22 protein-coding genes are annotated in these 25,924 nt (G+C 32.6%); 10 read left to right on the top strand and 12 right to left on the bottom strand.

The annotated features are described in order from the left end of the window. The first annotated feature begins 1 nt into the window (after window position 1). The 7 genes from FLACHUCJ7_RS13560 to FLACHUCJ7_RS13530 all read left to right on the top strand — a co-directional run bounded on the left by FLACHUCJ7_RS13560 (window position 2) and on the right by FLACHUCJ7_RS13530 (window position 8,234). Complete coding sequence (locus FLACHUCJ7_RS13560; RefSeq protein WP_180909239.1) at window positions 2-1,675, top strand: S8 family serine peptidase; 1,674 nt, start codon at window positions 2-4, stop codon at window positions 1,673-1,675. 12 nt (window positions 1,676-1,687) lie between these two features. After that, the gene (locus tag FLACHUCJ7_RS13555) at window positions 1,688-2,929 is read left to right on the top strand and encodes a peptidoglycan-binding domain-containing protein (RefSeq protein ID WP_180909238.1); all 1,242 of its coding nucleotides are present in this window, start codon (window positions 1,688-1,690) and stop codon (window positions 2,927-2,929) included. Between the two features lie 112 nt (window positions 2,930-3,041). Beyond that, on the top strand, window positions 3,042-3,560 hold the full coding sequence (locus FLACHUCJ7_RS13550; protein WP_078226693.1) for an RNA polymerase sigma factor: 519 nt from the start codon (window positions 3,042-3,044) through the stop codon (window positions 3,558-3,560). A 45-nt stretch (window positions 3,561-3,605) separates the two neighbouring features. After that, window positions 3,606-3,821: a hypothetical protein gene (locus FLACHUCJ7_RS13545; protein WP_031455845.1), complete on the top strand. Its 216-nt coding sequence runs from the start codon at window positions 3,606-3,608 to the stop codon at window positions 3,819-3,821. Window positions 3,822-3,827: 6 nt separating this feature from the next. After that, window positions 3,828-4,670 carry a FecR family protein gene (locus tag FLACHUCJ7_RS13540; RefSeq protein ID WP_180909237.1) on the top strand — a complete coding sequence of 281 codons (843 nt, stop codon included), beginning with the start codon at window positions 3,828-3,830 and terminating at the stop codon, window positions 4,668-4,670. Window positions 4,671-4,771: 101 nt separating this feature from the next. Next, window positions 4,772-7,390, top strand: coding sequence for a TonB-dependent receptor (locus tag FLACHUCJ7_RS13535; RefSeq protein WP_180909236.1), 2,619 nt, complete (start codon window positions 4,772-4,774; stop codon window positions 7,388-7,390). Between the two features lie 4 nt (window positions 7,391-7,394). Next, window positions 7,395-8,234, top strand: coding sequence for a DUF4249 domain-containing protein (locus FLACHUCJ7_RS13530; protein WP_180909235.1), 840 nt, complete (start codon window positions 7,395-7,397; stop codon window positions 8,232-8,234). Between the two features lie 198 nt (window positions 8,235-8,432). Here FLACHUCJ7_RS13530 and FLACHUCJ7_RS13525 read toward each other — a convergent pair whose 3' ends face one another. From FLACHUCJ7_RS13525 to FLACHUCJ7_RS13510, 4 genes are all read right to left on the bottom strand, one after another. Continuing rightward, window positions 8,433-9,116 carry a DUF4397 domain-containing protein gene (locus FLACHUCJ7_RS13525; protein WP_180909234.1) on the bottom strand — a complete coding sequence of 228 codons (684 nt, stop codon included), beginning with the start codon at window positions 9,114-9,116 and terminating at the stop codon, window positions 8,433-8,435. A 457-nt stretch (window positions 9,117-9,573) separates the two neighbouring features. Beyond that, window positions 9,574-10,335 carry a LytR/AlgR family response regulator transcription factor gene (locus tag FLACHUCJ7_RS13520; RefSeq protein ID WP_180909233.1) on the bottom strand — a complete coding sequence of 254 codons (762 nt, stop codon included), beginning with the start codon at window positions 10,333-10,335 and terminating at the stop codon, window positions 9,574-9,576. After that, window positions 10,316-11,233 (bottom strand): sensor histidine kinase, encoded by a 918-nt coding sequence (locus FLACHUCJ7_RS13515; protein WP_219634095.1) that lies wholly within the window; start codon window positions 11,231-11,233, stop codon window positions 10,316-10,318. Before FLACHUCJ7_RS13515 ends, FLACHUCJ7_RS13520 begins: the two co-directional genes overlap by 20 nt. Window positions 11,234-11,531: 298 nt before the next feature. Continuing rightward, complete coding sequence (locus tag FLACHUCJ7_RS13510) at window positions 11,532-12,107, bottom strand: porin family protein (RefSeq protein WP_078226700.1); 576 nt, start codon at window positions 12,105-12,107, stop codon at window positions 11,532-11,534. A gap of 438 nt (window positions 12,108-12,545) precedes the next feature. On the opposite strand from FLACHUCJ7_RS13510, the gene FLACHUCJ7_RS13505 reads away from it, so the two are divergent. Continuing rightward, a complete protein-coding gene (locus FLACHUCJ7_RS13505) occupies window positions 12,546-13,367 on the top strand; it encodes a phospholipase A (protein WP_180909231.1) in 822 nt (273 codons plus the stop codon). 38 nt (window positions 13,368-13,405) lie between these two features. Then, window positions 13,406-14,071: a M15 family metallopeptidase gene (locus tag FLACHUCJ7_RS13500; protein WP_078226702.1), complete on the top strand. Its 666-nt coding sequence runs from the start codon at window positions 13,406-13,408 to the stop codon at window positions 14,069-14,071. Here the strand turns inward: FLACHUCJ7_RS13500 and FLACHUCJ7_RS13495 are convergent, their stop codons facing one another. From FLACHUCJ7_RS13495 to tsaD, 8 genes are all read right to left on the bottom strand, one after another. Then, on the bottom strand, window positions 14,072-14,635 hold the full coding sequence (locus FLACHUCJ7_RS13495) for a hypothetical protein (protein ID WP_180909230.1): 564 nt from the start codon (window positions 14,633-14,635) through the stop codon (window positions 14,072-14,074). A 2-nt stretch (window positions 14,636-14,637) separates the two neighbouring features. Next, window positions 14,638-15,822: a THUMP-like domain-containing protein gene (locus FLACHUCJ7_RS13490; protein ID WP_180909229.1), complete on the bottom strand. Its 1,185-nt coding sequence runs from the start codon at window positions 15,820-15,822 to the stop codon at window positions 14,638-14,640. 2 nt (window positions 15,823-15,824) lie between these two features. Then, window positions 15,825-16,916, bottom strand: coding sequence for an AI-2E family transporter (locus FLACHUCJ7_RS13485; protein WP_180909228.1), 1,092 nt, complete (start codon window positions 16,914-16,916; stop codon window positions 15,825-15,827). Window positions 16,917-17,025: 109 nt separating this feature from the next. Next, entirely contained in the window at window positions 17,026-17,988 is a 963-nt protein-coding gene (locus FLACHUCJ7_RS13480) for a zinc metalloprotease (RefSeq protein ID WP_180909227.1), read from the bottom strand. A gap of 153 nt (window positions 17,989-18,141) precedes the next feature. Continuing rightward, window positions 18,142-18,639 carry a TrmH family RNA methyltransferase gene (locus FLACHUCJ7_RS13475; RefSeq protein WP_180909226.1) on the bottom strand — a complete coding sequence of 166 codons (498 nt, stop codon included), beginning with the start codon at window positions 18,637-18,639 and terminating at the stop codon, window positions 18,142-18,144. A gap of 10 nt (window positions 18,640-18,649) precedes the next feature. Continuing rightward, entirely contained in the window at window positions 18,650-19,288 is a 639-nt protein-coding gene (locus tag FLACHUCJ7_RS13470) for a DUF4159 domain-containing protein (protein WP_180909225.1), read from the bottom strand. A gap of 126 nt (window positions 19,289-19,414) precedes the next feature. Beyond that, a complete protein-coding gene (locus FLACHUCJ7_RS13465) occupies window positions 19,415-20,128 on the bottom strand; it encodes a 16S rRNA (uracil(1498)-N(3))-methyltransferase (RefSeq protein WP_180909224.1) in 714 nt (237 codons plus the stop codon). Window positions 20,129-20,130: 2 nt separating this feature from the next. Continuing rightward, on the bottom strand, window positions 20,131-21,153 hold the full coding sequence (gene tsaD, locus FLACHUCJ7_RS13460; RefSeq protein WP_078226708.1) for a tRNA (adenosine(37)-N6)-threonylcarbamoyltransferase complex transferase subunit TsaD: 1,023 nt from the start codon (window positions 21,151-21,153) through the stop codon (window positions 20,131-20,133). A gap of 190 nt (window positions 21,154-21,343) precedes the next feature. Between tsaD and FLACHUCJ7_RS13455 the strand changes: the two genes are divergently transcribed. After that, complete coding sequence (locus FLACHUCJ7_RS13455; RefSeq protein WP_230408827.1) at window positions 21,344-25,849, top strand: translocation/assembly module TamB domain-containing protein; 4,506 nt, start codon at window positions 21,344-21,346, stop codon at window positions 25,847-25,849. The last annotated feature ends 75 nt before the right edge of the window (window positions 25,850-25,924 follow it).

Raw genomic sequence — 25,924 nt, 5'->3', positions numbered from 1 at the left:
AATGGATCCAAGACTCAAAGTTATATTATATGGTAATCCTGACGAAGAACTATCGTTGTTAATGCGTTTGGAAAAAGAAAAAGACTATCCTGATCATTGCAAAATTATTTCAGAATTTGGAGAAATTGTAAGCATCCAAACGCAACGTCGTTATTTATGTTCTATTTACAACAGTAAAAAAGTAAAAAGTCTGAAAGCTCCGAGTGTGATTCCTGCAAATGACGATGTTGAGCCTAATCCTGAAACCAGGGTTTTAGATAAAAAAAATGAGGTTTTAAGCGATACTGTCTCGAATGTGGTTTTTGGAATTATTGATTTTGGTTTCGATTTTAGCCATCCCGATTTTATTAATAACGGTAAAACACGCTTTGAAAAAATTTGGGTGCAGTCTGACAGATATGATGGTAATGAATTTGGATATGGAAGGATAATTAGCCAGGCACAGATCAATGAAGCTTTATTAGATGAGTTTCCTTTTAAGAAACTTGGTTATCATCCGGGAAAATCCGATTTGTTTGGTAACGGAACCCATGGTACGCATGTACTCGGAATTGCCTGTGGAAATGGCGCCGTTGCACCCCAAAGTTTTGCGCCAAATGCCTCGATTATAGCGGTAGATATGGGGACCAATTATGTAAACGGATCTAATTTGTCTTTGGGCGATTCTGTAAAAGGCTGCGATGGTTTATATTTTATTACAAAACAAGCCGGTGAACGGCCTCTTGTAATAAACATGAGTCTGGGAGGTCATGGCGATCATCATTTTGGATTAACCCTGTTTGAACAGGTCATCGACTATATCGTGACGCACAGAAAAGGAACAGCGATTGTACAAAGTACCGGAAATTATCATCAGGCGAATGCGCATACTTATGGTGATATTAAATTGAATCAGAAAGTCAAAATTCCGTGGATGTTCAAAAAGCATGATCGTACACCAAACGAAATGGAAATCTGGTACGACGGTGATGATATTTTAAGTGTGAATATTTATGATGACAATCAAAAAATATTGCTTTCGTCAACACCTTTTAAAGATGAATTAATTGTAAAAGATGATGATCAGGTTGGAATTTGTCTGCACAGATGTAAAGAACCTAATACCGGTAAAAATCAAATTAATATTCTCGTTAATGGAAAACTGAATTCTAAATTCTGGACGATTGAATTAATAGGCAGAACTGTCAACAACGGTCGCTACCATTGCTATATCGAGCGCGATGATGGCGGACAATCTATCTTTTTACCAGCTATTGTAAATAAAACGCATACAACAAACTCGATCTGTAATTCAAAATACAGTATTGTTGTAGGAGCCTACAATCAGAATGATGATGCAAAACCGATCCTTTCTTTTAGCAGTTCCGGACCAACCGCTGATGGGCGAATGAAGCCAGAACTTGTCGCCCCTGGGTTTAAGATAAAATCATCCTGCTCCTCTTCGAGCAGAGAAAACAGAGCGTCAAATAAGCTTACTTCTAAAAGCGGTAGCAGTATGGCAGCACCCTATGTTGCTTCTTTGGTAATGAAAATTCTGGAGAAAGAACCTAACCTGGATATTATTTCAATACGAAAAAAACTTTTTAGCGCCTGTGATACTGCTTCTTTCAAAGATAATAAATTAGAGATTTTTAGAGCCGGACATGGTTACATCAATCCAAACAGAATAACTTAAACCTGAAATACCATGGAAAATTTAATTTCAAATACCCCGATAATTAATTCTAATTTGCCAGCTGTAGTAACACAAGGTGGCATAAATAACAGTGTTGGATTGAATGGGGTAAACAATCCGTCAGATGTTTCGCAAATTCATGATTATCTCAAAATATTAGGATATCCCATAACCAATAGCGGCAGTATTACAAACAGTTTAACGGACAATACTGTTATTTCAATTTTGAATTTTCAGACCAACTATAAAATTGTAGTTACCGGTTTGATTAATCCAAATGATGAGACTTATAATGCATTGAAGCAGTTGAGCCTGTCGGGCATATCGCTGGCAGAAGGAGAAGATGAGTCGTTGCATCAGCCGTTTTTGACCAATTCGTTTTTATTTAGGAGAAATGCCGGAAATACCGATACACTAAATGTGATTTTTGAGGGAGATTCCTGGCTGGATTACCCTGTACCAAGAGTTCTTGACTTATATGACACCATTACTGACCGAAATCAAAGGCTTAATCTAAATTGCCTGCATTTGGCAAAATTTGGAGAAACAACTTCGCAGATGTATGCTGACAGAACTCATTTTGTACAATATGTCAGTGGTTACCGAATTGACCGGATTTATTTTAGTGGTGGCGGAAATGATGTTTTTCCACAGCTGGGCCGAATATTAAATGCCGGAGTTACTTCTTTTAATTCGAATTTCTTTACTGATCAGGCAAAATTAAGTGAACTTATAAACCTTCCTTCCGGAGATGTTTTGTATCAAAAATGTATTTTATATAAAAGATATTTAAATACAGCTACTTTTGATAATGCACTTTTTAATTCAGTCAATCTGGATTTAATTTTTAATACAATTAAGCGAAATTATCTTGGTTTTGGAAGTATTGTTAACGCACATGCTACTCCCAATACAATATTTTATATGCATACTTATGATTACCCTTTATACAAACTTGGTGTGAGACCTTCAATTATAGGAGTTGATTTGCCTTTAGGGCCCTGGATTAAACCGGTTTTTGATGCTTTAGCTATTACTGATGAAATTTTGAGATGCTATATCATTATTCGGTTATTGGATAAATTTTATTCGTTATTGTGGCAAATCAAAAATCATTTTACCCATCAGGGTTATCGTTTTCAAACCCGAATCATAGATTATCGCGGACTCTTAAATTCATCCCAGTACCGGCGAGATGAAATTCATCCCAACTCAACAGGAGCAAGGAGATTGTCGACCAGAGTTAATTTTTAAACAAAAACCCGATCACTTCGGGTTTTTTGCTTTTTAGGAAGGCTTTTTAAATATTTTGATTTAAAATTATAGGAATATTTGACTTTTTAAGACTAGTTATTATCTTTACCAGATGAACAAAAAGTTTATAGTTAGTTTAAAAAAAGGTAATGAAGCTGCTTTTAAGGAGGCTTATCTAAAGTATTACGACAAACTGATAAACATAGCAAAACGTTTTAATTTTACAGTTCTTACTCCCCAGGATTTTGTTCAGGAAACTTTTTTGAGGTTGTATAATAAAAGGGAGTTACTTAATGAAGATGTACTGTTTGATAAACAATTGTTCACCATCTGCAAGAACATTATCATCAATCATGTTAACCGTGAAAATAAAATAATTCAGCTTGACCCTTTGCAACTCGAAGTTGAACAAGAGGATACTGATAGCGGAATTTTTGAAGAAAGACAGGAAAAACTACAAATTTTCATTAATCAGCTTCCGGAGCAGCAGCAAAAAATATTTACGCTACATAAACTCGAAAACCTTAGCTATAAGGAGATTGCGGAAATTACAGACCTTTCTGAAAAGACAATTGCCAATCATATTTATCTCGCCAGTAAATTTATTCGAAAAAAAGTCGAAAACCATTAGGAACTTTTTTGTTCTCGTTTGTTATATATAAAAACGAGAACAAAAATGCATATTGAAGCGTATAAAACGAATGTCAGAACAAAGAAAGACGCAGGTCTGCTTGTAGCCCTTTTACAATTCATCATTTCTGATTGTATTATCAATTTTGATTTCAAAAACCGCGAAAGAATTCTTAGGATCGAAACCAACAGAGAGATTCAGGAAATGGTGTATGGTGTTTTTTCTAAACAAGGATTTTATTGTAAAAAACTTAACCCATAAAAGATCATGGATAAAGAAAAACTCGACAAAGAATTTGAAAAATTATGGAATGAAACTCCTATTTCACATTCAGACAGCGAAAAAGAAGCTTCGTGGGAAGAATTTCAGTCTAAAACCTTTGATGCTAAAAGACCAAAGTTTAAAATTTGGCGCTATGCAGCAGCGGCAGCGGTTATCATTTTTATGCTGACAGGAACCGGTATTTATTTTAACAGAAGCCCGTTACAGGATGCTTTTTACCTTACTTCAAATACAATTGAAAATAATACTTCAATAATAAAAATGGTAGCCTTGCCGGATAGTTCGAGGGTAGAACTGAGCCCGGATTCTAAAATTGTTTATGCCAATAATTTTGAAACCAACAGAAAGATTATAGTTGAGGGAGAAGTTTATTTTAAAGTTAAAAAAGATAAAAAACATCCTTTTCAGGTTTTCTGCAATGAAACTACAACGACTGTGTTAGGTACTAGTTTTACGGTTCAGGAAAATGTACAAAAAGGAGTGACCGTTGCTCTTTATGAAGGAAGTGTACAAATGAATGTAAAAGACCAGAATAAAGTATGGATACTTAAACCGGGAGAAAAGTTTGTCTACGGAAACAATACTGCTGAAGTAGCCGAATTTAACAGATTTACGGATTTTGAAAATGAAAAACTGAGTGCTGTCAGTAATTACATAATGGAGAACTATGGTTACAAAATGACTATTCCACGTGAGTATGATAATCAGCGAATTACAGTTCGAATCAATAAAAAAGAAGATTTAAAAACAATTGTTCAATTAATAGCAGAAATGTATAACCTAAACTTTGAAATAAATGCAAATTTAAAACAGATTACTTTTCGATAGAAAAGAAAAGGATGCACTAGCCGCGAAACTAAACATCCTCCTCATAGTCAGGGTAGTATAGAACTATCCCATTTAATAATAATTCAAAAATACAAAATTTCATGAAGCATATAATTTCAGCATGCTTTTTTTTATTCAGTCTGTCTATGTTCTCTCAAAACGTAACGGTAACTGTAGATCAAAATATGACATTAAAAGAAGTGTTTACGCAAATTGAGAACCAAACGGATTTTAAATTTGCTTTTACGGATCAGATAAATACAAATCAAAAGTATTTTAATCAAAAAAGCACTTATAAAAATATCGAAATAAAAGCACTTATCAATGAACTGAATAAGAACACTTTGATTCAGTTTTCTATCGCTGGAAATAATATTTTCGTAAAGCAAAAAAGTGCTAAAGCAACTACAGCAAAAAAAAAAAACAAGCTAACCGGTCAGGTTTTAGATGAGAACAAAGAGCCTGTTATTGGTGCCAATATTTTTATCAAAGAACTGGAAAGAGGTGTTACGACTGACGCAGACGGAAAGTTTTCAATAGAATTGAATAAAGGGACTTATACTATTATCGTCAGTTATGTTGGTTTTAAAAATGGAGAAAAACTGATAACAATTTCTGATGATGAAAGAATAAACTTTGTTATGGATGCCGATAGTCAGCAGCTGGAACAGGTAATTATTACCAACACCAAAGCAGTTGATGTGAGAAATACTCAGATGAGTGTTAATAGGCTTACCATGGAAGATATTAAGAAGATTCCGGCTGCAATGGGCGAGCCGGATCCCTTAAAATCTCTATTGACATTGCCAGGTGTTACCAATGCAGGCGAAGCTTCGTCTGGCTTTAATGTTCGCGGTGGAGCAGCAGATCAGAACCTGATTTTACTGGACGGCGCTCCCGTTTTTGGAGATTCGCATATGTTTGGTTTTTTCTCTGTTTTTAATGCCGACATGATGAGTGGTTTAGATTTATACAAAGGAGGTATTCCTTCTAAATTTGGAGGAAGGGTTTCTTCAGTCCTTGATGTAAACCAACAAACAGGAGATCTTGAAAATTATAAGGTAAATGGGGGAATAGGCTTAATTTCAAGTCGCCTTTTGGTACAGGGACCTATAAAAAAAGGCAAAGGTTCTTTTATAATAGGCGGGCGAACTTCTTATGTAAATTTGTTTTTAAAATTAGGTGATGTTAATGCAGGTATTGGTTTTTATGATCTTAACGCTAAATTTAATTATCGTTTTGATGACAACAACACGGTTAGTTTTTCAGGTTATTTAGGACATGATGTAATCCGTTTTAACGATCTGGTTGATATCAATTTTGGAAACACTATGGGGATTTTTAACTGGAAACATAAATTCTCAGATGACTTAAATACCAACTTATCCGTTTTCTACAGTGATTATAAATTTAACCTTAATCTGGATTTTCAGAAATTCAAATGGAAGAATACTGTTCAAACGTATGGTTTAAAATACAATTGGAATCAGTCCGTTACTCAAAATTTTAAACTGAACTATGGACTTGAGGGTACTTATTATAATTTTAATCCAGGAACAGTACAGCCTACCAGTTCAGATTCACAGTATAATTACCAACAATTGGATAGAAAATATTCTTTAGAATCTGCTGCTTACTTAGACTTTGAACATCAGATTACCGAGAAATTAAATCTGCGATACGGACTTCGTTACAGTTTGTTCTATCGTTTAGGAAGCGAGGAAATAAGTATTTATGAAGATGGACAATCAGTAGTATACAATCCAAAATACAATATTTATCAGGAAGGTACTCCAACAGGAACCATATCTTATAAAAGTGGCGAAATCATAAGTAAATTTGACAATTTTGAACCAAGAGCTGCATTATCATACACTTTTAGCGATGATGCATCTGTAAAAGCAAGTTATAACAGAATGGCACAATACATTCATATGTTATCTAACACGCAATCGCCTTTGCCAATGAATCTCTGGACACCCAGCGGTCCTTTTATGAAACCGCAATTACTGGATCAATATGCGATAGGATATTTTCAAAATATAAAAGATCGTGATTATTCTTTTGAAGGTGAATTGTTTTATAAAAAAATACAAAATCGTATTGATTATGTAGAAGGTGCCAATTTATTGGCAAACAATAATATAGAACAGGTAATCCTGAGTGGTAAAGCCAGATCGTATGGTATGGAATTATTATTTAGAAAAAACACTGGTCGCTTTAACGGCTGGGTTTCTTATACTTTGTCAAGAGCAGAGCAAAAAACTCCGGGAAGAACACCTGAAGAACCAGGAATTGCAAACGGTAACTGGTATTTGTCAGGATATGACAAATTACATAGTTTAAGTGTTGTAGGCACATATGAATACAGTCCAAAATGGTCTTATAATGCTAATTTTTCTTTGCAATCGGGACAGCCTGTGACCTATGCTAATGGATATTATGATTTTGGCGGGTTAAACGTACCGAATTTTTCATTACGAAACGGAAACCGGCTTCCTCTTTACCATCACTTAGATTTAGCCGCGACTTATACGCCCAAACCAGATAAAAAGAAGGGATGGCAAAGCTATTGGGTATTTAGCATTTACAATATCTATAATAGAAAAAATGCTGCATCGATAACATTTTCAACAAATGAAGATACAGGACAAAATGAAACCAAAAAATTATCAATTTACGGATTAGTTCCAGGCGTTTCTTATAATTTTAAATTTTAACAATATGAATAAAGCAGCAAAAAATAATTTTAAAAGTAAAGTACTAATCTTATGCAGTCTTCTTTTTATTTTATTGTTATCCTCTTGTGAGGAGGTTGTAAATCTTGATCTTGAAACTGGGGAAGCTAAAATAGTAATTGATGCTGAAATCCTTTGGAATAAAGATACGGACGGAAAGGTACAAACCATAAAAATAAGTAAAATGGCTCCTTATTATAATAGCAGCACACCAAAAGTTTCGGGAGCGCAGGTACGTGTTGAAAACAGTGAAGGTGCTGTTTTTACTTTTACAGAAACAGAAACGGGCTTTTATGTTTGTAACGATTTCGTTCCGGTACTAAATATGGATTATACTCTTTTTGTTGAGGCTGAAGGAAAAAGTTTTACAGCCGTAGAAAAAATGACTCCTGTAACACCAATTAACAGAATAGAACAAGAATACAGACCAGACATATCAGGTCCGGATTTATTGGTGCTTTCTATCTTTTATGACGATCCTGCTGATCAGCAAAATTTTTATCTGTCTTATTTTACAACCGATTTTTTAAAAATTCCTTACACTTTAATGTCAAATGATGATTTGTATAACGGAAATGAAATAAAAGACGAATTCTCAGATACAGATTTAAAACCGGGCAAAACGGTTCAAATTGTTCATCGTGGAATTTCGAAAAGCTTTTATAATTATATGAATTTAATTTTTGAAGCATCAAGTGCAAATCCTTTTGGTACCACACCTGGTAATATTAGAGGAAATATTGTCAACACTAACGATACAAAAGATTTTGCATTAGGCTATTTTAGGCTTTGTGAAGCTAATAGTGTTTCGTATACAATGAAATAAGATTTGTATTTCTATTGTATTTGGTATTAAATATTTTAAACAATTAGATTTAATCCTTTCCGATACTATTGTAAACCGATTTAAATTTGATTCTTAAAGCTTATGTTCTTTATATATCTGTACAATAAAAACAATTTGATTTAAAACGACGCCCTCTAAATTGATAATTTAGAGGGGCGTCTTATAATATATTTTACCTTAATTATGTAAAATCTGTTCTATTGCATATCCTGATGCAGAAGACCCAGCTATAAAAACAGTATATACTTTTCCTGAAGCAAAATTTGTAGGCTGCAGCGTTGCCAGATTTTCAGTTCCGCCGTTTCCACGAACCTGAATACTTAATGAGCCCGCATTAATTTCAGAGTAATTACTTTGACTGTAGCGTCTAATATTTAAAGCAAGGTTGTTGCCCTGCCCATCAATAAAATCAATATTTGAGGGAGCTCCACTACTTAAATGAATAAATTTTACTTTGGCTTTTCCACTAGGGGGAGCACTAATATTATCTTCATAAAGTCTTACCTCAGAATCTGATCTTGATTCTCCGGTCAGGTATACCGTATATCTTTTATCATCATCCAGATCAAGTTCTTCGGTAGCATACAAATTATTATCATTTTCATCTCTGAACTGGCTCACCAAATTGTTTCCCGAAGCGACATCATGATAGGACACAGAATGATCTAAATAATCCAGATCACCAATGTAAGGGATATTGGCCATGACAAATTTTTGAGAGCCTGAGTTGGGAGCAGCATTAACTACTTTAAGACGTGCAGAACCGAAGGGATCTACATCATTATTGTCACAAGAAGATAAAGATAGCAGTGCTGTTATTACTAAGGCCTTTACATAAATCATTTTAAAGATTGTTTTCATAATTTTAATTTTGGGTTTTACTTCGTTTTTCATCTTTTACCTTAAATGGTAGTTTTGTTATTTGGGTTTTTATAGAGCTTTTAAAGACATCTAAGACTGTTTTTTATCTTTCCTTAAAGCCATATTCTGGTTCCGGATCATAGAAGGTTCATGAATCACCTTTTTAGAAAATTTTATTTTGAATCATTATATTTAGTTTTAATAAGATATTATACTGCGAAAGTAAGAGAGCAATTTCTTATAAAGCTTAAAAAATAAAGTCAAACGGACAATTTTGCGGGTGAACCGTTATAGAAATTATACGTGAGGATTTTGATTAAAGGAAACGAAGAAAATGATACATTAGAAGTATTGAGGTTGCTTAAGTTTTAGCTTTATGCCTCCTCCTTGAGTGTTTGAGTATTTATTTTAAAGGAAAACTCAAAAGTTGATTTATAAGCGAGTATTTTTACTAAGATCAGTTTCCTAACCATGCTAATACCTTTGACCTTTTTTCCCTACTGACAAAAATATCTTTGTGAAAAGGTAATGAAAGGTTTATTTTTAGCTTTCGCGGAAAATAATCTGTTACATCTGCTATTGCATTACGGTTTACAAGGACTTGCCTGTTCATTCTGAAGAAAAATTGGTTGGTTCTCTTTTCCATATCTTCAAGGCTTTCAGTCAGGGTGTAACTTTTTCCATTATGTGCGAGCATAACCGTTGTTTCGGTTTCGACATAAAACAAAGCAATTTTATCTAAGGAAAAAGGAAGGAGACGATCTCTGTATTTTACCAGTATAGAGGTGCTAACAGGCTGCTCGAGATTTGAAATTATCTCCATTGCTTTCTGATATTGTTCAGCAATCTGACTGCTCATTAATTGCTGCATGCTGTGAAATTTAGCCAGGGCGGCTTTCAATTCGGCTGCACTAAAAGGCTTCAGAATATATTCGATTCCATTGGCCTTAAAAGCATCAAGTGCATATTCATTAAAAGCAGTACAAAAAATTACAGGAACATTAAGTGGTACAGTTTTTATAATTTCAAAACTCAGACCGTCTCCTAACTGAATATCGCTAAAGATAAGATCTGGCTGCGGATTTGTTCTGAAGTAAACAATTGCTTCTTTTACAGATCCCAATAAGGCTACGATTTCGATCTCGTCACTACAGTTTTTCAGACTGGATGCCAGATCTTCTGCTACCAGTGATTCATCTTCAATAAGTATGATTTTCATCGGTATTTATTTTAAAGCTTACAGAAAAAGTAACGCCGTCATTGTTGATTATAATTTCATTTCCAGAACAGATGAAGCAGCGCTCAGCCAGATTTGTCAGTCCACTTTTTAAAGATGTTTCACCGGATTGCTTTAGGTTCATTGTATTCGATACTGATATATATTGCTCTTTTTGCTCAATTTTAATTTTTAAAGGCTGTTGTTTTGTAAACCGATTGTGCTTGATAGCATTTTCTGCCAAGGGCTGAAGAGAAAAAGTAGGAACACTGAATTTGAGCATATTGGGATCATTAATTTTGATATTCCATTCTAATGCTTCGCCAAAACGCATTTTCTGCATTTCAAGATAGTTTTGACAAAAATCCAGTTCTTCCCGCAAAGTTGTAACCATACTGTCATTGAGTGTAACCGCAGCTCTTAGAAAACCGGCCAGCTGTATAAGATAATGCTCTCCAAGAGCGAGATCTTTTTTGTATAGCGCTTTTAGTGTATTGAGCGAATTAAATAAAAAATGTGGATGTATCTGCTGTTTTAAAAGTAGATTCTCAGCTTCTGCAGTGCGAAGCTGTAATTTTGAATTTTCAAGTTCAGTTTGTGTTTTAGCTAATCTTAAAATGGCAAAATCCTGCAGTAAAAGTACGAGAAAAGCAATAAAAAAAGCTTCCATTAAAAAGGTCATAATAAGCTCGATATCGTAAGGACTCCAGACAATATTAGCCATGTAAGCGAAAAACGTCCATAATAACATTTGAAGTATTATGGATGTACAAAAACTTGTTCCATAACGCCAAATCCTGAATTTAATAATATCATTTGGAAATTTTACGGCACAGAATTCCAAAATGGCGGAGAGTGAAAATGTTACTGTAAAAATGTAAAAAACACTTTTTAAGGTCATGAACAGTATGAGAATAGCCGAATTCTTAAAAATGAACAGAAAAAATAATGCAATCAACGATATTAAAACCGTCAAAAAAATGTTCATTTTATAAATTTCCCTCAATATTAAAGGAGAGAAAGATTTTGCGATATTATTCATTACTGTTGTAAGTGTGGATTTATTCTGTTTTTGTATTCTAATGGAGGAAAAGTACAAAAAATAGCAATACTGCTCTTATAATTTTAATTAACAAATAATACCGCCTGCAACAGGTGGTACTATTTGTCTTTTAGCTATAAAATGAAATTGATTTGCTTTAAAAAATGTAAAAAAGACTGACTTGTGACATATGATTTTGAAAATCAGTTTTTACAGAGGTTGATTTTATTTTGCTTACATCGGTCAATCCCATGTAGTATCTGGCTCCAATACCTAAACCATTCGAAAATTGATACCCAATTCCTCCGACCATACCGGCATCAATTTTTTCTGCGAAATCATCATTGGTTATTTCTTTAAAATCTTCAGAAGCTAAAATTCCTACTTGAGGACCTGCTTCAAAATATAACCCGAAGTCTGTTTTATATTTTACGACAATTGGCACTGAGATATAAGATAGTTTTAGGTCTTTGTCATCAGAGAATTTGCTTTTTAACTTTGCACCTTGTGTAGAGTATAAAAACTCTTCCTGTACCGACCAGTTTTTATTAATATCAAAGGCTATAATCGCCCCGGCATGAAATCCGGGAAGACCTTCTGTGTCAAAATCAGCATTGTAAAAATCACTGTAATTGCCACCAGCTTTAAGACCAAAATGTAGTCTGTCGAAAAAACTTTGGCTAAAAGAACTTGTGGATACCAGAACAATGCAGAGCAAAAATAAATTTTTCATGATTTACTATTTTAAATGTTATCAGGCAACATGCCTTTTTAATTTGATAGTACAAACGTAAAAGTCATTAGTGAGTGAACGCTAAAAAAAATAGTTGAAACGGACAAAATTTAAGGGGAAACGGTCTTGCTTATTTAAGAGTAGTGATGTCTTTTTCTAAAAGGTAAAAAAAAAACGGTATTATACAGCAGGCCATAAAAATGGTATATTAGTACAGTGCGGAATTTTTTTTCACCTGATAAAATACAAAAAGAGAGAGCGTAGAGATTAGAGATTTCAATAAAAATGGATATAAGTTCTAATTTTTTAAATGATGTTTTATGGTCAGGGAATTGTAATAAATTTATTGGGTTAACTTTCTTATTTATTGAGTTAATATGATTTTTTGAATGCCGTAAATTAGTATAAATCCAAAAATAACTACAATTTACATAAAGAATGTACTTTAAATACGTATTAATTTTCGTTGCTTTGTTTTCAATCAAGGCGAACACTCAAATTTTAGAACACGGAAAAGATTTTCGCGCAGCAGATTCACTTTTAAAAGAACCTGGTTTCTCTGTTCACAGAGATAATTATTTTTTAACAGGAATACCAATAAATGCTGATATTGATCGCAACTCTGCTGATGTAAAATATCAGGTTAGCTTTAAATTACGATTGAATTCAAAACCTTTGTGGGGTGGTTTCTTTCCTTATTTAATGTACACTCAAAAAGCTTTTTGGGATATTTACGCAAGTTCAAAACCATTTTCAGAAATCAATTTTAATCCAGGTGTAGCCATTGTTCGTCCATTTTATTTAAAAGGAGGAAGGCTGACCTATGGCGCAATCTCATTAGAACATGAATCAAACGGCAGGGATTCTATTTATTCCAGAACATGGAATATGCTGGCTTTTTCGTTAAAATCTCAGGTTTCGCCAAGATGGACAGTTGGCATTAGAGGATGGTTTCCTCTTGTTGATAAGGAAGATAATCCTGGACTAACTAAGTATGTAGGTTATGGTGAAGCAAGCGCAACCTACCAACTACAACCGGGACGATGGAGTGCAGACATCCTTTTTAGAAAAGGAAGCGGCCTTATCAATTACGGGTCCCTGCAGACACAGGTAAACTGGAGACCCTACAAAGATGAGAATTATTACCTCACACTCCAGTGGTTTGTAGGATATACGGAAAGTTTAATTGATTACCGGGAACATAAAAGTATGGTGCGTTTAGGATTTAAGATTAAACCTGAGAATATGGGCATTTTTTAAATTTTGTTTATATTTACCTAAACACAGTAATCTTCATTATGAAAGTAAAATCACCATTAACTACAGTTACAAATTTGTTTTTTTTTCTGATATCTTTTTTTTGGACTTCTTCTTCCATAGCTCAAAATGAAGTGTATACATCTGAAACTACAATTGCCGATAGTACTTTTGTTAATTTAAAAGAGTACAGTAAAGATTTTATCTACGATATGAAATATGCGACCGAGGATAATTTTTTAAAAGCTAAAGTTTATGATTGTGCCGAATGTTTTTTGCGTTTAAAAACAGTTAAGGCTTTGATAGCAGCTAATAAAAAGTTTATGAAAAAAGGCTATAGAATAAAACTGTATGACTGTTACAGACCTTTGTCTATTCAAAAAAAAATGTGGGAAATTGTTTCCAATCCTGAATATGTAGCAGATCCAAAAAAAGGCTCCATTCATAATAGAGGAGGAGCCGTTGATATTTCTATAGTTGATGCCGGAGGTAAGGAAGTTGACATGGGAACTCCCTTTGATTTCTTTGGAATTCAGGCGAGTCATAACTATACTAAACTTTCAAAAAAAGTAATTTCTAATAGAAAATTCCTTAGAAAAATAATGGCTGAAAATGGCTTTAATTCTTTTGATTCAGAATGGTGGCATTATAATTTAAAAACAGGTTTGAAAGACAAGGTTTCCAGTCAAAAATGGAATTGCGATTAATTATTCAATACATCTGATGTTTTCCATAAAATAAGTATCCGGATGATATACTTTTCCGTTCATTTCAGACGTTAATTCACTTCGTACAATATAATCCTGAGTGTCGGTTAAATATTTGATTCTCATAATGGTAACAGGTGATTTCTTCAATTCTTCATAATTATCTTTCATAAACACAAAAATTCCTGAATTTATCCTGTTGTTAAACTCTTTATCACGAATAAGTGTTCCGCAGTTTTCCTGATTAATGTGCAATAGGGTTACAATTTTGCCATTTTGCAATTGTAAAAATACTTTCGAGTTTTTGTCAAAACAATCCGCTTTTATAAAATCTTTGCTTTTTTGAATTAATTGAAGATTTAATGTTGGCAAGGCATCAGTTTTTGCCAAAGAAAAAAAGATATAATTTGATGTTCCGCCAAAGTTTTTTTCACTGATTAAATACTCATTTGTAACTTTATAAGTACCAATTGAATCCATTACATTCGTAGCATATTCACAAGGTTTTTGGGCAAATGTGGAGAAAGTTAGCAGAAAAAAAGTTAGTGTAATTAAGTGTTTCATTTTTAAGTTATTTTTCTGCAAATTAAAACTATTTTGCTATTATTTTTATCAGTTGTAAAAAAACAATATGAATTTCCTCCATTTTTTATTTTCCACTTTTTTCGAATGCTTTCTACTGTTTCAGGAAAATTCCGTGTAGTAATATTTGCCTGCTGATTTAAAAGTTCCGATTTCATGTCATTTTTGTTGTATGATAACACTTTTTCAATTTCAAAACTCCGTCCTGGAAAAGCAATTATTTCATCAGAAGTGTATAAATGAGAATGTTTATGAAGTTTATTTATTTGGAAGGAAGCACTAACTTCATCAAAACCTCCCGATTTCATAATTGCCGAATTGGGTTCGTACAGAAATTTTTGTGGTAAATGATATGATGCATATTCTAATTTGTCCAAAACAAACTCAAAAGTTTCAATGTTTGCTTTTAAAATATTAGCAGTTTTTATGGTTACTTCGCCAGTATAATGATTATGAATTTCAAAAAGCAATTCTTTTACTTCGTTTTCCAAAGCAATAATATGGATGTTTTTTACGAATTTTAATTCTGATAAACCTGCTGAAATATCTAATAAAGGAGCTGTTTTAATTAATATTGAATCTGTTTTTTCAAAATAAAAATCCAATGATTCCGGAACATTTGGCAAGCAGTCTTTTAGCATAAACACTTTACCTTTAGCATCATTTCTACGGGAAGGATCTATATAAATCCAATCCCATTTAAAGTCTGGTTCAGACTCATTTAAGATATTTGCAGAATCGTTGGCGTAGCAAAAACAATTTTTTATACCTAGTTGCGTGAAATTATGTTTTACAATTGCTGATAAATCTTCGTTGATTTCGCAATGTGTAACGACTTTAAATTGTTTAGAAAAATAATAATCATCAACGCCAAAACCACCTGTAAGATCTATCAGCGTATTTCCTGAAATTAATGAAGCTTTATAAGAAGCAGTTTTCTCTGAAGAAGTTTGTTCTACAGAAACTTTACCCGGATAAATTATGTTTTCTGTAGAAAACCATGTGGGTAATTTTTCCTTAGCTTTTGTTTTGGCTTCAATTTGATTCAAAATTAAAATCCAGTCAACCTCTGGAAAAGGATTTTTCTGAAGTGCTAATTTTGAAATGGATGCACCACTATTTTTAGATATAAATTCCTGAATGTTTTTGTTTAAAATCGAATAGTTCAATGCTAAATTCTTTCTGTTAATACGGTCACAATTTTGTTATCAGGAAAAAATTCCTTCAAAATTACTTTTACCATTGTAAAAACCGGAATGGCGATAATCATTCCTACAATTCCAAAAGTAATTCCGCTGATTATCGTAATCAGAAATATTTCCAGCGGATGCGAATTTACACTTTTTGAAGAAATTATAGGCTGACTAATATTGTTATCAATAGCCTGGACGATCAGGAATCCTATGATGACATAAATAGTTGTTGGTAAAATTTCAGATTGAAAATCAGCACCAATCAAACTAATCAAGGTTAGAATTCCGGCTAATATTGTTCCGATAATTGGTCCTATGTACGGAATGATATTTAAAATAGCACATAAAAAGGCAATTACAAAGGCGTTTTTATTTCCAAAAATGATTAATACAATCAAATACAAAATAAACACAACTGTTAATTGTAATAATAACCCAATAAAATAGCGTGTTAAAAAGTGATTTATTTTTGTAATTGAGTTTATAATTTTATCTTCATTATTATCAGGCAAAATTTTTCTGGCCTTTGCTTTAAAATCATCCTGATCCTTTACAAAGAAAAAAGTAATAAAAAATACCGAAACTAATCCCATTCCCATATCGGCAACAAATCCTAAGATAGAGTTTATAAACCGCGTAAAATAACTAAAATTAAACATTGATGTTATTTTTGATTCTTTAAGCATTTGATTTATATCTACATGTTTGATATTAAAATAGGTTTCTATGCTTCTTTCAGTTTCAATAAATTGTGATTGCAGCTGATTGGAGTCTAACAATGCTAAATTGTTGGCTTGTGAAATGATTAACGGAACAAACAAAAAGATAAAACCAACCATCATTAAAATAAAAAAAAGGATAGCAGTTGTAGCAGCTAGGGAATTGCCAAACTTTAATTTGGTTTTTAAAAACTGAACCATAGGATTTGCGATCAAACATAATATAAGTGAGATGCACAGATATACAATTACGGTTTGTATTTCATACAAAAAATATAAGACAGCTCCAATAATCAAAATAGTTGTTAAAGCTCTTAAGATTCCATTTGAAATAATCTTTGATGTTATCATGTTTTGAATTTTGACCATAAATATAGGAAAAGCTTTTTAGATTATTTGCTGCAAACAAAAAAAGCGAGATTGTTATATCTCGCTTTGATGTTTTATGATGTATGCTTTTTTAGATTCCAAAAGAAGCTCTTGGCCCTCCGGAAACAAATATAGCAGCCATTCTGTTTTTTTGGCCTGTTGAGAACATATACATGGCATTGTCATTAGTATAATCCATGTAATTCATTGTCATTTCTACAGGAGTTCCAGGACATGTACTGTAATGCGGGTAAGCCGGAACACCATAGTTTTCTTCGTTATGAACAGGAGTATCTGATACCAAATCACTTCCACAAGTTGCATCTCCCCAAATATGACGTAAATTCATCCAGTGACCTACTTCGTGAGTTCCAGTTCTTCCTAAATTAAAAGGAGCATTGGCAGCACCTGATAATCCAAAATATCTGTAATCAATCACAACACCATCAGTTGATGATGGTCCACCCGGAAATTGCGCATATCCCAAAATATCATCACCAATAACACATGACCATAAATTAAGTTTGGTTGTTGGCGAAGTTGGAGCCAATCCGCCCTGAGCAGTTTTTTTCATAGCATCGTTTGTTCCCCATTGGGTTTTGGTAGTCGATTTTCTAATCACCTGATCTAAAACAAATGTAATTCCAACATTTGCTTTTACACCAGAAAAAAGCGCAGGAACATTGTTGTAATCTGAATTTAAGGCATTAAAATCCTTGTTTAAAACATCAATTTGGGATTGAATTTGTGCTGTTGAAATATTCTGCGCAGCGGTTCTGTATAAAACATTCACTACAACAGGAATTTCGATTTTACCATTTACTAAACGGTTTGTCAGGATGCTTTTGTTTGTAAATGATTCAATTTCATTCATTCTGATAGCCAGCATTGGATCCGCTTTTAACTGTGCGTCTAAAACTTGTTGGGACGCGCATCCACGTCTGGTAGCAACACTTGAATTTAAATTTGAACTTGAATCTGATGATTCTGTTTGTTCATTTTGGCAAGAAAACAGCATAAGAGCTGTAATTGCGGAAAAAAAAATTTTTTTCATGATAAAGGGGTTTTTGTTATAAAATTACTTTTAGGTTAAATATTGACTCAATTTTATAACAAATATTGTAAACTACCAAATTTTTATAACAAATTATTAACCAGAAATTTACGAACCCTTATGTAGTCTAGTTCTTATAAAAAGTTAAATTTTTTATTTGGAAGTTAATTCGTACAAAATTATACTTACAGCCTGAACAACATTCATACTGCTGTTTTTTCCAAACATATTAATGTGAACGATTTGATTTGAAATTTCTAAAAGCTTATCAGAGATTCCCTCAATTTCACTTCCTATCAAGAGTGCTATCTTTTTGTTTTCAGGAATTATGACTTCTTTTAGGGGTTTACTGTTACTCGTAATTTCTAACGCAATAATTTCAAAATTATTTTCGATTAAATAGTCAACTAATTCAGCTGTTTCTTCAATAACAATATGGGGCACGTGGAGATGAGTGCTTCTTGAAGTCTTGTTTATTTTTCTGGGAGTTAATGGAATATCTTTTCCTAAAAAGATGATATTTTCGACACCAAAAGCTTCACTGATCCTAAAAAGAGAACCAATATTTTGCTGAAAATAGATGTGATCACAAACAAGGGTTATTGGAAATGTTTTTCTTTCAAATTGATTTTCTTTGTGAGTAAGCTGCACTGTTTGGAAATTAATTGGTAAAAATATAGTTGATAATGTTGGCCCCCATTTTTAATGCCTTTTGACGTACTTCTGCCGGATCATTATTTACTTCCGGATCTTCCCAACCGTCACCAAGATCACATTCGTAAGTATAAAGTAAAACCAGTTTGTTTTCTACAAAAATGCCAAAGGCCTGAGGTCTTTTTGCATCATGCTCGTGAATTTTTGGTAACCCGTTCGGAAAAGGGAAGGGTTTTTGAAAAATAGGATGACTGGCAGGAATTTCAATCAGATTATTGTTAGGGAATATTTTTTTGATTTCTTTTCGAATATATTGATCCATTCCGTAATTATCATCAATGTGAAGAAAACCGCCACCATTTAAATAATTCCTGAGATTACTGATGTCAGAATCGCTGAAAACAACATTTCCATGTCCGGTCATGTGCACAAAAGGATACGAAAGTAAATCCGGACTGCCTGGTTCAACAGTTGATGGTTTTGCTTTTATCTGCGTTTGAATGTTCGAATTGCAAAACCGTATTAAGTTTGGCAACGAAGTAGGATTTGCATACCAATCACCGCCACCGCTGTATTTAAGCAAAGCAATTTCTTGTGAAAATGAAGAGATGGAAGCGAATAGAAACAAGAAAAATATTTTTTTCATAACTATTTATATTTTTTGTCATTTCGAAGAAGGAGAAATCACATTCAATATTCGACAAAGATTGAAGATTATAAATGCGGAGTTTCTAGTGTGATTTCTCCTTCGTCGAAATGACAAGTTGACGATTTAATTAATATTCTCATTAAAAAATACAACACTATGACAAGCAACCACGGCGGCAGTTTCAGTACGTAAACGAGTGTTTCCTAAAGTCACAGGCTGGAAATTATTTTCAAGAGCCAGTATAATTTCTTTTTCCGAAAAGTCTCCTTCGGGTCCAATTAATAAGGTAACATTTTCATTTGGTTTCAAGACTTCTTTCAATGATTTTTTAGCAGTCTCTTCACAATGAGCAATTAATTGCAGGCCTTCATTTTTTTGTTTAATAAATTCCTTAAATGAAATGGCTTCGTTTAGTTTTGGTAAAAAAGTTTCATTAGATTGTTTCATTGCTGATAAAATAATCTTTTCAAAACGCTCTTTATTAACCACTTTTCTCTCAGATCGATCGCAAAAAACGGGTGTGATTTCCTGTATACCAATCTCGGTTGCTTTTTCTAAAAACCATTCAAAACGATCATTCATTTTGGTTGGCGCTACGGCTAAGTGTAAACGGAATCTTGGTTTCGGAGATTTTTTTATAGAAAGCACTTCCACAATGCATTTATTATCTGAGGCAAGCGTTATTTCGGTTTCAAATAATAATCCCAAACCATTTGTAACGTGTAGAATATCGGAATCTTTTTTTCGTAAAACCTTTATAATATGACGGCTTTCTTCTTTATCAAAAGAAAAAGTTTCAGTCGTTTCGTCGATATTCGGATTGTAAAATAATTGCATAATTAAAATTGAATTCGTGCTTTTGAAACAACTGCTGAAGTTTCAAAACGCCCTGATAAATATTTCTGATAACCAACAATTCCTATCATTGCAGCATTATCTGTTGTATATTCAAATTTCGGAACAAAGGTTTTCCAGCCGTATTTACCTTCACTTTCCTTTAATCTGGTTCTGATTCCTGAATTTGCCGAAACACCTCCGCCAATAGCAATTTGCCTGATCCCTGTTTCTTTTACAGCTAATTTTAATTTATCCATTAAAATTTCTATAATAGTATGTTGAATAGAGGCGCAAATATCATTCATGTTTTCTTCAATGAAATTCGGATTTTCTATTTTTTTCTTTTGGATAAAATATAAAATAGCGGTTTTTAATCCCGAGAAACTAAAATCTAATCCCGGTACTTTTGGTTTTGTAAATGCAAATGCTTTCGGGTTACCTTCTTTTGCATATTTATCGATCAAAGGTCCTCCAGGGTAGGGAAGTCCAAGTATTTTGGCACTTTTATCAAAAGCTTCTCCAACAGCATCATCAGTAGTCTCACCAATGATTTCCATGTCAAAAAAACCGTTAACTTTTACAATTTGTGTATGTCCTCCGCTAATGGTTAGAGCTAAAAAAGGAAATTCAGGTTTGTCAAAGCCCTCTTCATCTATAAAGTGGGCTAAAATGTGTGCGTGCATATGATTTACAGCAATCAACGGAATTTTTAATGCCAGTGATAATGACTTACTAAAAGAACTTCCAACGAGTAATGAGCCCATTAAACCAGGACCTTGGGTAAAAGCAATGGCTGTTAATTGCTCTTTTTGTACATTTGCTTTACGTAATGCAGCATCAATTACAGGCACAATATTCTGTTGATGTGCTCTGGAAGCCAGCTCCGGAACTACACCGCCATATTGGTTGTGAATTAACTGATTCGCTACAACATTTGAGAGTACTTTGTCGTTATGTAAAACCGCGGCGGCAGTATCATCGCAGGAACTTTCGATGGCAAGAATAAAAACCTCTGAATTTTGCATATAAAGGCATAAATTTTGAATTATATTTGACAAATCAAATTTTTAATTTGCTTTGATTGTAAAGGAGGAGCCAAAATTAAAGAATTTTTATCAAAAACAGTCGTACTTTGTCTGTTCAAAATAAATTTAAAAGAAAACTAAAATAAAAGCAGCTATCAAAAAAGTAAAGAAAATAGTATCCAGAACCCTAATGGGGCTAGTTTTGCTTATACTGGTATCTGCTATTACTTTGTCTTTACCTGTGGTGCAAACCAAAATTGCACATTACATTGCTGAAACACTCAATACCGATTTTAAAACGAATATCAGTATCGATAAAGTGGCTATAAATGTTTTTGGAGGTGTTAAACTTAAAAAAGTATTGATTCTTGACCATCATAAAAAAACTTTAATTTATTCGGATATTATTACCACCGATATTTTAAGTGTAACCCGATTGATTGATGGTGATTTGATTTTTGGAGATGTTCGCTTAACAGGTTTGATTTTTAATTTGAAAACGTATAAAAATGAAGATGAAAATAATATCAATGTTTTTATAAGATTATTTGAATCAGGAAAACCAACTAAATCCAAAAAACACTTTTTGTTAACGGCCAGGAATGCCTATATTTCTCAGGGAGCATTTTCTGCAATTGATGAGAATAAAAAAACGCCAAAGATTATTGACTTTAAAAAACTGAATACTTATATCAGTGAATTTAAAATATATGGTTCTGAAATAAACACCAATATTCATAGATTTTCTTTTTTAGATCACAGAGGTCTTTATGTAACAAATCTGAGTTCAAAGTTTAGTTATTCCAAAAAACAAATTAAACTCGAAAATTTAGCGATAACAACCAAAAGATCCAATATTTACGGTAAGGCGATTTTAAATTATAAAGTTAAAGATTTTTTAGAATTCACTGATAAAGTAAGGTTTGATGTGGCATTAGATTCAGCTTCTTTAGCTTCAAACGATATACGTTATTTTTATAATGGATTAGGGAAAAATCAGCACTTTAAAATTAAAACTAAAATAGAAGGGCCCTTAAATAATCTTAATTTAAAAGGATTGAGATTAAGAGATACAAATGGCTCAAGAATAACAGGTAATATTAATTTCAGAAATCTTTTAGGAAACAAAACTCAAAAGTTTTCTATGAATGGTAAGTTTGATAAACTGATTTCGAGTTATGATAATTTAGTTGTTTTGCTGCCAGATGTTTTAGGAAAAAAACTTCCAAAGGAACTGCAAAGAATTGGTAAATTCAATATTGTGGGTACAGTAAAAGTATCGACAACAGATTTAGAATCCAAATTTAAAATGGCAACTGATTTAGGGAACGGTCAGATTCAATTAAATATGAATAATATTGATTTTATTGATAAAGCGTCCTATTCAGGAAATGTTATTTTGGATAATTTCAATGTGGGTGCCTTATTAAATAGAAAAGATATTGGTAAAACGACCTTAAATTTAGATGTTGACGGAGTTGGCTTTTCTAAGAAATATCTAAACACGATTATAAAAGGAGATATTGCCAAACTTGACTACAATAAATATACTTATAATAATATTGTAGTAAATGGTAATTTTAAATTGCCTTATTATAAAGGGCAGGTAGCTATTAATGACCCTAATTTGAACCTGACATTTGATGGTCTGGTTGATTTGAGTAAACGCGAAAACAAATACGACTTTCATATTAATGTAGAAAATTCGGATTTAAGAAAACTGAAACTGGTTAAGGATTCAATTTCCACATTTACTGGAGATGCTATTGTTCAGGTAACTGGTAATTCTATTCAAAATTTACAGGGAAATATATATATAAAAGATGCTGTCTATCAAAATCCGAAATCAACGTATGTTTTTGATGAAGTAACTGTGAACTCAAGTTTTGATTCGGATAAATTACGTACTATAACCGTCAATTCCACAGATGTTGTAAACGGGAAAATAGTAGGTAAATTTCAGTTTGATCAGTTAGATAAATTGGTAATGAATTCTGTTGGAAGTCTTTATACAAATTATAAACCTCATAAAGTCAAAAAAGGGCAGTTTTTGCGTTTCAATTTTCATGTTTACAATAAAGTAGTAGAAATGCTGTATCCGGATATTAAAATTGATTCAAGTACAGTTTTGCGCGGCAAGATAGATTCTGATAAACAGGAATTTAAGTTTAGATTTAATTCACAACAAATAACGGCTTCAAAAAATACATTTGATAATGTCCGAATCAATATTGATAATAAAAACCCATTGTATAATGCTTTTGTCGAATTGGATAGTATAAAGACACCTTACTATAAAGTTCGTGATTTCAGCCTGATTAATGTAACTTCTAAAGATACACTGTTTGTTCGTTCTGAGTTTAAAGGAGGAAACAAAGGAGAGGATTATTATAATTTGAACTTATATCATACTATAGATAAAAATAAAAATAATATAGTTGGAATTCATAAATCTGAAATGAAATTTAAAGACTACTTATGGTATTTAAATGAAGATGAAGAAGATAACAATCAGGTAGTTTTCGATAAAAACTTTAAAAACTTTACTATTGATAATATCATATTATCACATGAAAATCAAAAAATTGATTTGAATGGAGTTATAAAAGGATCTGATTATAAGGACGTTGTTTTAAATTTTGAAGATGTTGATATCAATAAAATTACTCCTTTAAATAATAAATTTGTTGTAAATGGTAATTTGAATGGAAATATAAATTATAAGCAGAATAAAAATGTCTACCAGCCTACAGCTTCTATTGAAATTGATCATTTAAATTTAAATAAAATAGATTTAGGAACTTTAAAGTTTGACATTTCGGGAGATGAAGCGTTTAAAAAGTTTACAATAAATTCATCTATTGAAAATAATTTTACTGAATCTTTTAAAGCAGAAGGCAGTTTTGCTATTCAGAATAAAGAAACCATGTTAGATTTAAAATTAAAACTCGATGGTTTTAATTTGGCTACTCTGGGAACAATCGGAGGAAATGTTTTGTCCAATATAAGAGGAACTGTTTCAGGAAATGCTGCAATTGCCGGTAATCTTAAAAAACCGGAAATTAATGGAAGACTTTATGTTGAAAAAGCAGGTATGACTGTTACTTATCTTAATACAGATTATGAACTAAACAATCGTACTGTAGTGGATTTAACAGATGAAAAATTCTTATTTAGAAACAATCAGTTAACGGATACCAAGTTTGGAACAAAAGGATTGTTAAACGGAAGTATTGAACATAAGAATTTTGGAGACTGGAAATTAGATTTAACCATAACTTCAAAACGATTATTGGCATTAGATACAAAAGACAGTGAAGATGCTGCTTATTTTGGAACGGCTTTTATTAATGGAACTGCAAGTATCAAAGGGCCAACAGAAGCCTTGTTTATTAAAGTTGATGCGAAATCTGGTAAAGATACACAGATAAAAATACCCATAAGTAATGTACAAAGTGTTGAAGAAAAAAGTTTTATCCACTTTGTAACGCCCAAGGAAAAATATAATTTAGCTAATGGTATTGTAGAGAAAACAAAAAACTATAATGGCCTGGAATTAGAATTTGATTTTGATATTACCCCCGATGCAGAAATAGAGGTAATTTTAGACAGGGATTCCGGACATGGTATGAAAGGTAAAGGATATGGATCGCTGCTGTTTAAAATCAATACCCTTGGTAAGTTTAATATGTGGGGAGATTTTCAGGCTTATGAAGGAACCTATAATTTTAAATATGGCGGATTAATAGATAAAAAATTCGCTGTTAGAAAAGGAGGTTCAATTATTTGGGAAGGTAACCCTATGAAAGCACAATTAAATTTAGAAGCTGTATATACAACTATAGCAAATCCTGCTGTTTTATTAGAGAATTCTTCATTTAATAAAAAGGTTACGGTAGAGGTTGTTATAGGCTTAAGAGGAGATTTAACTAGTCCGGAACCAAATTTTGATATTCAGTTTCCTTCTGTAAGTAATGTTTTAAAATCAGAAATACAATATAAACTGGATGACAAAGACATTCGTCAGACTCAGGCATTATATCTATTATCCACTGGTTCTTTCATGAGTACAGATGGTTTCAGTCAGGGAGATTTGTCAGGAACATTGTCTGAAACAGCTATGAGCTTATTGGGAGGAATAATTAAGTCAGATAATGATAAAATCAATGTTGGGTTTAATTATGTTTCTGCAGACAGACGTATTGGTCAAGAGGCTGATGGACGGGTTGTAGCAACTGTAACGTCGCAAATTAATGAACGTATTGCTATTAACGGAAAACTTGGAGTGCCGGTAGGAGGTGTAAATGAATCGGCAATTGTAGGTGATATTGAAGTACAATACAGGATTAATGAAGATGGAACTGCAAACCTGCGTTTATTTAATAAGGAAAATGATATTAGTTATGTAGGTCAGGGAATTGGTTACACACAAGGTGTTGGTATTAGTTACGAAGTAGATTTTGATACTTTTAGCGAGTTAGTCAATAAAATTTTCAAAAAATATAAATTAGAAAAAACTGGTAAAAATTCCAATGACTTGCAGGATTCTAATTTAAACCCAGATTATATTAATTTTGTAAACTCTAAAAAAGAAGCTGAAAAGGATAAAAAGAAGTCCGATAAAAAAGAAGAAAAGAAACAAGAACAACAACAAAATAACAACAATCAGGGACTAATACCAGACAATGACTTTTAAAAATATCATTATAAATTTAACCCATTGGGAAATTGATTACATTTGATTTGATGAAAAGACAGATCTGAAATGTAA

The organism is Flavobacterium salmonis, from assembly GCF_903819435.1.
GTDB lineage: Bacteria > Bacteroidota > Bacteroidia > Flavobacteriales > Flavobacteriaceae > Flavobacterium > Flavobacterium chungangense.
Note: the sequence above shows the minus strand (reverse complement) of the source record. Positions and strands in the feature narration are given on the sequence as shown.

Excerpts from the sequence above, each read along its gene's own strand:
- FLACHUCJ7_RS13535 (WP_180909236.1), top strand. The coding sequence starts at position 4,772 with ATGAAGCATATAATTTCAGCATGCTTTTTTTTATTCAGTCTGTCTATG.
- FLACHUCJ7_RS13465 (WP_180909224.1), bottom strand. The coding sequence starts at position 20,128 with ATGCAATTATTTTACAATCCGAATATCGACGAAACGACTGAAACTTTT.
- FLACHUCJ7_RS13495 (WP_180909230.1), bottom strand. The coding sequence starts at position 14,635 with ATGAAACACTTAATTACACTAACTTTTTTTCTGCTAACTTTCTCCACA.
- FLACHUCJ7_RS13485 (WP_180909228.1), bottom strand. The coding sequence starts at position 16,916 with ATGATAACATCAAAGATTATTTCAAATGGAATCTTAAGAGCTTTAACA.
- FLACHUCJ7_RS13540 (WP_180909237.1), top strand. The coding sequence starts at position 3,828 with ATGGATAAAGAAAAACTCGACAAAGAATTTGAAAAATTATGGAATGAA.
- FLACHUCJ7_RS13550 (WP_078226693.1), top strand. The coding sequence starts at position 3,042 with ATGAACAAAAAGTTTATAGTTAGTTTAAAAAAAGGTAATGAAGCTGCT.
- FLACHUCJ7_RS13545 (WP_031455845.1), top strand. The coding sequence starts at position 3,606 with ATGCATATTGAAGCGTATAAAACGAATGTCAGAACAAAGAAAGACGCA.
- FLACHUCJ7_RS13515 (WP_219634095.1), bottom strand. The coding sequence starts at position 11,233 with ATGACCTTAAAAAGTGTTTTTTACATTTTTACAGTAACATTTTCACTC.
- FLACHUCJ7_RS13510 (WP_078226700.1), bottom strand. The coding sequence starts at position 12,107 with ATGAAAAATTTATTTTTGCTCTGCATTGTTCTGGTATCCACAAGTTCT.
- FLACHUCJ7_RS13470 (WP_180909225.1), bottom strand. The coding sequence starts at position 19,288 with ATGAAAAAAATATTTTTCTTGTTTCTATTCGCTTCCATCTCTTCATTT.
- FLACHUCJ7_RS13505 (WP_180909231.1), top strand. The coding sequence starts at position 12,546 with ATGTACTTTAAATACGTATTAATTTTCGTTGCTTTGTTTTCAATCAAG.
- FLACHUCJ7_RS13480 (WP_180909227.1), bottom strand. The coding sequence starts at position 17,988 with ATGAAAAAAATTTTTTTTTCCGCAATTACAGCTCTTATGCTGTTTTCT.
- FLACHUCJ7_RS13525 (WP_180909234.1), bottom strand. The coding sequence starts at position 9,116 with ATGAAAACAATCTTTAAAATGATTTATGTAAAGGCCTTAGTAATAACA.
- FLACHUCJ7_RS13560 (WP_180909239.1), top strand. The coding sequence starts at position 2 with ATGGATCCAAGACTCAAAGTTATATTATATGGTAATCCTGACGAAGAA.
- tsaD (WP_078226708.1), bottom strand. The coding sequence starts at position 21,153 with ATGCAAAATTCAGAGGTTTTTATTCTTGCCATCGAAAGTTCCTGCGAT.
- FLACHUCJ7_RS13455 (WP_230408827.1), top strand. The coding sequence starts at position 21,344 with ATGGGGCTAGTTTTGCTTATACTGGTATCTGCTATTACTTTGTCTTTA.
- FLACHUCJ7_RS13520 (WP_180909233.1), bottom strand. The coding sequence starts at position 10,335 with ATGAAAATCATACTTATTGAAGATGAATCACTGGTAGCAGAAGATCTG.
- FLACHUCJ7_RS13530 (WP_180909235.1), top strand. The coding sequence starts at position 7,395 with ATGAATAAAGCAGCAAAAAATAATTTTAAAAGTAAAGTACTAATCTTA.
- FLACHUCJ7_RS13555 (WP_180909238.1), top strand. The coding sequence starts at position 1,688 with ATGGAAAATTTAATTTCAAATACCCCGATAATTAATTCTAATTTGCCA.
- FLACHUCJ7_RS13500 (WP_078226702.1), top strand. The coding sequence starts at position 13,406 with ATGAAAGTAAAATCACCATTAACTACAGTTACAAATTTGTTTTTTTTT.